The organism is Mycobacterium sp. E1747 (assembly GCF_001667775.1).
Taxonomy (GTDB): Bacteria; Actinomycetota; Actinomycetes; order Mycobacteriales; family Mycobacteriaceae; genus Mycobacterium.
Window position 1 is genome coordinate 22,834 of sequence record NZ_LZJI01000239.1, and the last position, 6,225, is coordinate 29,058.

The window sequence follows — 6,225 nt, forward strand, 5'->3', positions numbered from 1 at the left end:
GGTGGATGGCACGTATCCTCGCTGAGCCTACGCAAGTCCACCGACGGTGGGCCCACAACTCAGCCACAGGTGTTAGTGCTTGTCGGTGCGCATCACCTTGGTGCGCAAGACCGACTCGTTGAGGCTCAGCTGACGGTCGAGCTCGGAGACCGTCGCCGGCTCCGCCTTGAGGTCAACCACGACATAGATGCCTTCGGCGTGCTTGGCGATCTCGTAGGCCAGCCGGCGCTTACCCCAGATGTCGACCTTCTCGACGGATCCGCCATCTTTGCGGACGACGTTCAGGAACGTCTCCAGGGACGGAGCAACAGTGCGCTCGTCGAGCGTGGGATCAAGAATGACCATGATTTCGTATGGACGCATGGAAACCTCACCACCTCCTCTGGTCTCAAACGGCCACGGTCGTTCCGTGGCAGGAGGGTCGCCTGCGTCGGCAACCGGACCAGGCTACCGGATGGGCGGGCTGGCCTCCAAAATCGCGGCGGATCCGGGCGCCCGAGCAATCCGGCTACTGCCGGGCGGCCAAATAGTCGGCGGCCCGCGCGACCGTCGCCTGATCGGCCTTCGCGAGGGAGCCCGCGTCGAACGGCGGCTGCGGGTCGTACTCGATGAGCAGCTGTGCGGCCTGCGCGGCCTGCCGATCGACCAGCAGCTCTACCAGCCGCAAAGCCATGTCGATGCCGCTGGACACCCCGGCGGCGGTGATGATCCGCTGCGGAAGGTGCTCGACGACGCGGTCCGGGACGTAGTGGGCGCCCAGCTCGTTGAGCAGGTCGCAGGCCCGCCAGTGCGTCGTTGCGCTGAGGCCATCGAGCAGGCCCGCCGCGGCCAACAGCAGCGCACCGGTGCACACCGACGTGGTGAACGTCGTGACCGGGTGTACGGCCTGCAGCCAGGCCCGGATGGTCTCGTCGTGAATCAATTGCCGGGTTCCGATACCGCCGGGAACCAGCACCACATCCGGCGAGGCGACCTCGTCGAATCGCGCATCGCAGCAGAGGCCGAGCATCCCGTTCTCCGTCCGCACCTCGCCCCGGCGGTGACCGATGAACACCACCTCGACCGACGGAACGCGTTGCAATACCTCGTAGGGACCAACCGCGTCGAGCGCGGTCACCCGGGGGAACAACGGGATGGCGACCAGAGTCACCGCGCTACCGCCGGTTCGGCCTCGGGGTGCGGCGCCGGCGTCGGCGCGCGCCTAAGGCTGGCCGGCCGCAGCCAGTCCGGCAGCCATCCGGGCGGGGTGTCGGGGGCGCGGTCGAAGGGCCCACCCGACGGGTCGTCCACCCGGCCGCCCCAGCGCACCAGGTCTTCGCCGGGCCGGTAGATCTGGCGAATCACCAACGCGCACAGCATGATGACGGCGATGTCGCGCAACAGCACCGTCGTGGTGAAGAACTGCTCGGGCAGCGAGCGGTTCGGATTGCCGTACAGGTAGTACATCCGCGGCACCCACACCACCGCGTCGATGGTCATCCACGCCAGCAGGATCCGGCGGTGCGGCAAGGCCAGCACCGCCAGCGGCACCAGCCACAGCGAGAACTGGGGGCTCCACACCTTGTTGGTCAACAGGAACACCGCCACCACCAAGAACAGCAGCTGCGCCAGCCGGGGACGCTGCGGCGCGGTGAGTACCACGTATACTATTGCGGCACAACCGATTACAAATAGCACAGTCACCACCGCGTTCAGCACGGTTGGCGGTTCCCAGAACCCGAGCCTGGGGTCGAATCCATGCCAGCCGGTGAACGATTTGACGACGTTGTACAGCGAATCCATGTCGTCGCCGCGCCGGGTGTTGAGTCGGAAGAATTCCGACCAGCCTCGCGGAAACAGCACCAGGATCGGCAGATTCACCAGCAGCCACGTCGTCGCCGCCGTCACCGCAGTGCGCGCCACCGCGCGGAAGCGGCCTGTTCGAACCGCCAGCACCACCATCGGGCCGAGAAACAACAACGGATATAGCTTGGCCGCGGCGCCCAATCCGATCAGCACGCCGGCCAGCACCGGTTTACGCCGGGCCCATGCCAGCACCCCGGCCATGGCCAATCCCGTTGCCAGCGCGTCGAAGTTGGTGAAGATCTGAAAGATCAACAGCGGGGACGCGGCCACCAGGGCCGCATCCCATATTCGACGACCCGCCAGGCTTGCGGTCGCCCAGACGGTGGCCAGCCACGCCAGCGCCAATCCGAACGCTGCGATGTTGAAGAACATCACCACCTCGGCGACCACCGGGAGCGGGGTCAGCTTGCTCAACGCGGTGTAGGTCTTCGCCAGCGCCATGGACACGTACTGATACATGCCGGTCAGCACCGGATACTCCATGTAACGCACGGCGGGCCGGCCGTCGTAGCGAGTCTGCGGCGTGCCGCTGCCGTCGGTCTCGATCCAGCTCGACTTGTAGGGAAACTTGCCCTGGCTCAACAACTCCGCGCCGTAGAGCGGCACCGTATCGGAGTAACACAGCTCGTAATAGGCGCGTTGGTTCTCCCAGTTGGCCACCCGCTGATCGCCCGTCCCGGTTCTGGTGCTCTGCAGGCAGGCCGCCTTCGTCGACCAGCCGAGCGCCATAAACACCAACCCGATCAAGAACATCACCCGCAGCGGGGTCATCACCCGCGTCCGGCCGATCAGCGCGTGCCCGCCCACCGGCCCCCCGATCACTTCCGCCAGCGCGGCGCCCAACGAGTCGGTGCGGCTGGGGCAATCGCGGTTGTCGACGCTGCGCAGATCGCCGGCCAACCGCGCCGGAGAGATGGTGGCGCTGGGGTGCTCGGCGTCGGTCACGGCGGCGGTTGCGGCCCGGGAGCTTGCGGCCCGCCCGGCGGGACACCCGGCTCGGGTCCGCCCGGGGCCGGCGGCGCGTTGGTGATCGTGGTGGGCGGGCCGACCGGGATCGTGATGCCGGGCGCCACCTCGATGGTGGGCTGAATGACGGTCACCGACGGCGCCGGTGGCGGAGGCGGCGGCGCCGGGACACCCGCGTAGCCGCCGATCTCGGTCGGCTTGGGGAACGACTCGTTCGACGTGCCCTTCAACGCGCCGTCCATTGTGGACTTCCAGATGTCCGATGGCAGCCCCGAGCCGTAAACCGGTGCGCCCGAGGCGGTTACGAGGGGCACATCGCCTTTCGCGGTGCCGACCCACACGGCCGTCGACAGCGACGGCGTGTACCCGACCATCCAGGCGTCCTTGTCAGCGGTCGTATCGCCGAGCTGCGTGGTGCCCGTCTTGGCCGCCGACGATCTGCCGCCGGCCAGGGCGTGCCCGCGCGAGTAGCTGGCGATCGGCTCCATGGCCGCGGTGACGTTGTCGGCGACGGCCTTCGGGATCCGCTGTTCGCCATTGTTGTCGGACTTGCTCGCGTCGAAGAGCACCTGTCCGTCGGAGCTGACGACCTTTTGCACGAAGTGCGGCCGGTGGTAGAGACCCGAAGCCGCCAGCGTGGCGTACGCCGAGGCCATGTCGATCACCCGAGTCTGGTACTGCCCCAACACAACTCCGTTGTTGGGCGGGCCGCCCTTGCCGTCCTCGGAGAGCGTGTGCGCAACACCCGGGAAGCTGGTGGCGATGCCGGCCTGGTGCGCGGCGTCCGCGACGGCCTGCGGCCCGCCCTTGAGCTTGAGCATCAGCCGGTAGTAGGAGGTGTTCAGCGATTGCTTGAGGGCCTGAGCGATGTTGCACGTGCCGCAGCCCTCACCGTCGACGTTGGTTATTTTGATGCCGTCGACCGACAGCGGTGAGCTGTCGACCTGGTAGCCCAGTCCGATCCCCTGCTCGAGCGCGGCGACCAGCGCGAAAACCTTGAACGACGAACCGGTTTGCAGCCCGGCCTGCGCGAAGTCGAATCCGTTGGCGTCCGTACCGCCGTAATAGGCACGTATCGCCCCGTCGTGCGGATCGATCGATACCACGGCCGACCGCATGTCGGGGTCTTGCCCGTCGAGGTATTTCGAAACCGCCTTTTCCGCGGCCTGCTGGGCTTTCGGGTCGATGGTGGTGGTGACCTGCAAGCCCTGGGTGTTCAGGGTCCGCTCGTCGATGTTGAACAGCTCCATCAACTCTTTGGTCACCTGACGCTCGATCAGGCCGTTGGGCCCCGTCGTCTGGTTCTCCGCGCGCGCCTGGTCCGGCGGCACCGTCTGCGGAAACTCCTGCGCCGCGCGGTCACTGGGTGAGAGCGCCTTGGTTTCCACCATGCCATCGAGGACCCAGTTCCACCGCGCCCTGGCGCCCTGCGGGTCGATGGCCGGATCGAGCGACGACGGCCGCCGAATCAGCGCGGCCAGCAGCGCCCCCTCCGCGACGGTGAGCTGCTCAACCGGCTTGTTGAAGTAGGCCTTGGCGGCGGCGGAGATGCCGTAGGCGCCGCGACCGAAGTAGATGATGTTCAGGTAGGCCTGCAGCACATCGTCTTTCGACCACTCCCCCGACATCTTGGTGGCGATCACGAGTTCCTTGGCCTTACGTATCAGACCGCTGAGGCCGTGCTGAGCCGAACCGACCAGCGCGTTCTTCACGTATTGCTGGGTGATCGTGGACCCACCCTGCAGGTCGCCGTTGCCGAAAAGGTTGTTGCTCACAGCCCGCGCGAATCCGGTGAAGTCGAAACCGGGGTTCGAATAGAAATTACGATCCTCGGCGGCGATCACCGCCTGCCGCACGTGCACCGGCACCTGGCTGATGTTGACGTCGACCCGATTGCCTTCGGGCGGAATGATCTTGGCGATCTCGGATCCGTCGCTGGCCAGGATGGTGGAGACCTGGTTCGTGCGCAGGTCGCCCGGCTTGGGGATGTCGACAATGAAGTACGCCATCGCGAACGTGACGACCGGCAGCAGCACCAGCACCACCGCCGACAGGTAGGCCGCACGCCGCACCCACAGCCAATTGATCTGTTGCGTCCAGTGAACGTCATCCCGCGCCCCGCGTCCGAACCCGTCGGGGCCGCCCGGCCGTCGCGGGCCAGATGGCGGTGGCGGACCCTGCGGTGGGCCGCCCGCGCTCCGCCGCTCGCGCCGCGGCGGCGTCCGGCTGTCCAGCGCGGCCTTGACCTCCTCGAGTGCATCCCGCTGCACCGGCGCGGACGGGGGGCCATCCAGCGCGGCTTTGACTTCTTCGACCCTGGGATCGGCCCGCCGGGGGAACCGATCGTCGACCACCGGCGGCAGGATCGTGGTCATCCGGTCGTCCGGGGCAACCCCACGCCGCTGAGAGCGCGCCGGCGGCGCGTCACGGGGGCGCTGTTCCCGTCCATGTTTGCCCACGCGTTCAGTCGCCGGCCCACTCGCGTTGTCGGACGACTGGTCGTGGGGTCCGTCGTTACTCAATGGCCGTGCGCGCGCCGTTTCGCGCCGTCCGCGTCGTTCGGGTGCCCTTGGGTGGGCGCAGCGCGCCGAGTACGTAGGACTTGACCAGATGATTCCAACTGCAGGTCCGGCACACCTCCACCACGTGGACAGCGAACTCCTCGAATCGCGTCGCCAGCAGGACCAACTCTTCGGCCGTGCGGGCCGACCCGGACACCGGACCCAGGTGTTCGCCGAACACCCACGACACCAGCGTCAGCTGTTCCTTGCGGCAGATCGGGCACATGACCTGGCTCGGTTTCCCGTGAAACTTGGCGGCGCGCAGCAGATAAGGATTCGCGTCACACACCTCGGACACGCCGGTGCGGCCCGAGTACACCTCGGCCAGCAGTGCTCGCCGCCGGAGCGCGTAGTCCACCACTTGTCGCTGCAGTCGCACGCCCACCAGAGTACGTCGCCATCCGGACGGCCGATACGCAACCAAACGGTGGCGGCCTCAGCCGGGTGATCGCTCGGTCGTTCCCGTGCCGAACCGGGGCGGGACTCTACGATCATCCCCGTGGCGAAATGGCTCGGGACATCCCTCGGCGGCGGCGCAGCGGCGAGCACCCGCGCCAAAGACGTCAACCGGCAGGACGCCTGCAAGATCCTCGACAACGCCCTCAACGACGGCGAGCTGTCGATGGAAGAGCACCGGGAACGGGTGAGCGCGGCCACCAAGGCCGTCACGCTCGGCGACCTGCAGGACCTGGTGAGCGACCTGCAGACGGACAGCAGCGCCCTGCCGACAACCACCGTCAAGCGCCTGCCGGTGCCGCCGAGGCTCGGCGGCTGGGGGGTGCTCGCCGCCGCATTCGTCGTGTCGGTACTGCTCGGCATCGGCATCGGGTGGGGCATGTACGGCAACACCACG

General features: G+C 67.5%; 6 protein-coding genes. 1 reads left to right on the forward strand and 5 read right to left on the reverse strand.

The genetic code is table 11. The features are described from left to right. Positions 1-72: 72 nt before the first annotated feature. The 5 genes from rpsF to A5695_RS25460 all read right to left on the reverse strand — a co-directional run bounded on the left by rpsF (position 73) and on the right by A5695_RS25460 (position 5,751). Positions 73-363 carry a 30S ribosomal protein S6 gene (gene rpsF / locus A5695_RS25440; protein WP_068089121.1) on the reverse strand — a complete coding sequence of 97 codons (291 nt, stop codon included), beginning with the start codon at positions 361-363 and terminating at the stop codon, positions 73-75. Positions 364-508: 145 nt separating this feature from the next. After that, a complete protein-coding gene (locus tag A5695_RS25445) occupies positions 509-1,150 on the reverse strand; it encodes a DJ-1/PfpI family protein (protein ID WP_068089124.1) in 642 nt (213 codons plus the stop codon). Beyond that, the gene (locus tag A5695_RS25450; protein ID WP_068089127.1) at positions 1,147-2,790 is read right to left on the reverse strand and encodes a glycosyltransferase family 87 protein; all 1,644 of its coding nucleotides are present in this window, start codon (positions 2,788-2,790) and stop codon (positions 1,147-1,149) included. The genes A5695_RS25445 and A5695_RS25450 overlap by 4 nt, the downstream gene beginning before the upstream one ends. Next, the gene (locus A5695_RS25455) at positions 2,787-5,333 is read right to left on the reverse strand and encodes a transglycosylase domain-containing protein (protein ID WP_197515620.1); all 2,547 of its coding nucleotides are present in this window, start codon (positions 5,331-5,333) and stop codon (positions 2,787-2,789) included. The genes A5695_RS25450 and A5695_RS25455 overlap by 4 nt, the downstream gene beginning before the upstream one ends. After that, on the reverse strand, positions 5,326-5,751 hold the full coding sequence (locus A5695_RS25460; RefSeq protein ID WP_068089141.1) for a DUF5318 domain-containing protein: 426 nt from the start codon (positions 5,749-5,751) through the stop codon (positions 5,326-5,328). The genes A5695_RS25455 and A5695_RS25460 overlap by 8 nt, the downstream gene beginning before the upstream one ends. 120 nt (positions 5,752-5,871) lie before the next feature. Here A5695_RS25460 and A5695_RS25465 point away from each other — a divergent pair. Then, a partial coding sequence (locus tag A5695_RS25465) for a DUF1707 domain-containing protein (RefSeq protein ID WP_156749847.1) occupies positions 5,872-6,225 on the forward strand: 354 nt, incomplete at its 3' end.